The 3,416-nt window shown below is 44.6% G+C and carries 2 pseudogenes; both read left to right on the top strand.

Annotated elements, in window-relative coordinates:
* Nucleotides 1–166 precede the first annotated feature (166 nt).
* Nucleotides 167–607, top strand: a pseudogene (locus B9T16_RS27055) (reverse transcriptase/maturase family protein); the annotation flags it as partial.
* An 885-nt stretch (nucleotides 608–1,492) separates the two neighbouring features.
* Nucleotides 1,493–2,248, top strand: a pseudogene (locus B9T16_RS27060) (group II intron reverse transcriptase); the annotation flags it as partial.
* Nucleotides 2,249–3,416: the final 1,168 nt, after the last annotated feature.

Here is a 3,416-nt window from a genome sequence, read left to right on the forward strand (position 1 = left end):
TATAGCTCCGAAAGTTGAGGTCATAAAGCAGGGTGTTGTAGCCATGTTCCCAATGACAAAGGGGTATCCACATCAGGAGCCGTATGAGGTGAAAGTCTCAAGTACGGTTTGGAATTGGAGTTGGGGAAGGCGACTTCCCTTTCGACCATAACAAAATGCTCTTACCGTGAACCATGATTACCTACTGTCCAAAATTCATTGTCCAAGCAGCTTGAAGAGAGACCTGAAACAATGGCTCAAAGCGGGTGTGTTGGATAACGGGGTATTCGAGGATACAGAAGCAGGGACACCTCAAGGAGGGGTAATAAGTCCACTTCTAGCCAACATCGCACTGTTGGGAATGGAAAGGCTAGTTAAAGGAATGTATCCAAATAAAGGAACAACCACTCAGGTAAACCTTATAAGATACGCCGATGATTTCGTGGTTATCTCAAAAGACCTAGGAATCATTGAACAGTGCAAAACTGCTATCTCCGAATGGCTAAAACCTATTGGCTTAGAAATAAAACTCGAAAAAACCCGAATTTGCCACACTCTCAATCATGTTGAGTATGATGGAAAACTCGAAGAACCAGGGTTCGATTTTCTAGGATTCAATATCAGGCAGTTATGGTCGAAAGGGAAGTCGCCTTCCCCAACTCCAATTCCAAACCGTGCTTGATACTTTCACATCACACGGCTCCTAATGTAGATACCCTATTGTCAGTAGGAACAGGGCTACAACCCCCCGCTTTGTAACCTCAACTTTGGGAGCTAAATACAACACGTAGTCTTTAAACTCGCTTTCGTCATCAAACTCTTACTTGTCGCAGTCTCTATATCCACACCGTGACTAGTGGGCATATCCTAACCATTACAGTTAGGCATTGGCTTTCAGTCACATCCTTTCCCCTTAAAGGTATACGCTTACACTTTTCACTACTGTGCAGGTACATCCTGCCACTTGAGARCCTAAAAGGGGTTTMAACGTTCCGTTTATACGGGCATTCCATCTTTAGACTTGTCCTTTCCACCGGGGTAATTTTAAAGGTCTGTGTAGGTAGTGAGTTGAGACTCCTACTTTTCCCCTTACTCTTTTGAGCGCAGCGTGTCAACTTATTTCGCTACTTACTTATTACGATGGTTCAAGTCGGAACATTCAGATTTCCTTAGTCATGGATGGTTGGCAGTGGTCGCATATGGTAGTAGGTTCTACTTCACGCCTTCCGTTCCCCGCTTCAATCTGACGGGTTATGAATCCTGAAACTGGAGGTGGCTACCGCCGTTACTCTCAACTTCCTGCTTTACTAGATGGGTCACAACTCCCATCGTTTAAGCTATCAGTCTTGACCCTGAGTTCCCTGCCTTGCTGAGATTGCTCCAAGCGTCGGGACATATAAACAGTTATGGGATGGTCGGGGATGAGAGTCAATTCCTATATTCCACCAATGGGTGAAAGTCCCACTAGGAGGTTATTTCGGGCATCGCAGCCCTATTTCACTCCTAAACGTTTCGCACATACCCGGTAAGTAAATATAAATCTGGGAAAACAGGTGGGGCAACAAGCCGATTAATCGGTCACAAAACCCTCATTAAACCCAGCAACAAAGCAGTTAAAGCCCACATAGAAGTGATAAAAGGTGAAGTTAAAAAACACAAAACTGCACCTCAATCAGCCCTGATTAGCAAACTAAACCCAATCATTCGGGGATGGTCAAACTATTATTCAGCGGTAGTCTCAAAAGAGACCTTCGTTAAGCTAGACAACATAGTCTGGCTAATGTTAAGGGCATGGACAGTATCGAGATGCAGAAAGGCGAGTTATAAAAAGCTAAGGAACTATTTCAGATATGGAACGGTTAAACTTAGCAACGGGAAAGAAAGGCATGAATCATGGTTATTCCAAACTAGAGATGGACTCCAATTATGGAAACATAATTGGACTCCGATTGTCAGACATACCCTAATACACCCGGAAGCAACACCATACGACGGAAACTGGACTTACTGGGCAACCAGGAAAGGACAAGCAATCGACACACCGACAAGGGTAGCCAAACTACTCAAAAAGCAAAAAGGCAGGTGTACCTGGTGTGGGCAATACTTTACTCCATCAGACTTAATTGAAGTAGACCACATTGTACCTCGAAGCCAAGGCGGAAAGGATGAATACAAGAACCTTCAACTATTACACCGCCACTGTCATGATGATAAGACGGCAATTGACAATGCCAACGCTGTATCCTTAACAATGGAACAATCAAATTAGGAGCCGTATGAGGTGAAAGTCTCAAGTACGGTTCTGTATGGGAGGGGGAGATGGTGACATCTCTCTCGACCCCTACTACGATTTGTTACAGAGTTTGTTGACCTTGGGTTCCCTGCCGGTATTTGGTATCGTATGATACAAATCGTCGGGACATATAAACAGTTATAGGGATGGTCAGAAGTGCGCTTCTTGTATTCAACCAAGGGGTTGAAGTCCGCACCAGGCGGTTATTTCGGGTGTCTCAACCCTATTTCATGCCTGAAGGTCTCGCACCTACACCTTTTACAGTAAGCACTCTTAAAGACTACTCCCCAAGCGTAAATTCGGGTATGCCCTACCCTATTTGATTTTGACTTCGCTCTGGCCATTTGAACTGACGATGAAAGCTTTTCTACCAGTGATGTCTAGAGTTTTAGGGATTACGGAGTGTCTCTTGTTTCCGGCGTTCCCAAAGTCAACGACTTGAATTTATGTTCACACCAAGTCGCCCTAAAAGGACGAGGTTTTCAACCCATTTTTTCTGATAATTTTGTTAAACGTGCGAGACGTTCAGGCATGAAATAAGGTTGAAATACCTGAAATAACCGCCTGGTGGGGACTTCAGCCCCTTAGTTGAATATAAGGAGCGCACTCCTGAACATCCTCATAACTGTTTAGATGTCCCAACGTTTGGTATAGAAATATACAAAACAAGGCAGGGAACTCAAGGTCAAAACGCAAAACCGGAAATCTTAAGGATTCCTTAACAATTGCGTTAAGAGTAACGGCGATGTGCGAGACGTTTAGGAGTGAAATAGGGCTGCAATGCCTGAAATAACCTCCTAGTGGGACTTCCACCCCTTGGTGGAATATAAGGGATTCGCACCCCTGACCATCCCATAACTATCTATGTGTCTCAACATCTGGCTTCGACAACCAGATAAGGCAGAGAAACTCAAGGTCAAGACTGAGCGAAAAACAAGAGGGGAGTTGTGTTATGGTCGAAAGATAAGTCACCTTGCCCAACTCCAATTCCAAACCGTGCTTGCGAGTTTCCCAGCATCCGGCTCCTGATGTAGATACCCTATTGTCAGTAGGAACAGGGCTACAACCCCCCGCTTTGTAACCTCAACTTTGGGAGCTAAATACAACACGTAGTCTTTAAACTCGCTTTCTACATCAAACCCCT

Origin of the sequence: Arthrospira sp. PCC 8006 (assembly GCF_046480465.1) — a bacterium.
Taxonomy (GTDB): domain Bacteria; phylum Cyanobacteriota; class Cyanobacteriia; order Cyanobacteriales; family Microcoleaceae; genus Limnospira; species Limnospira platensis.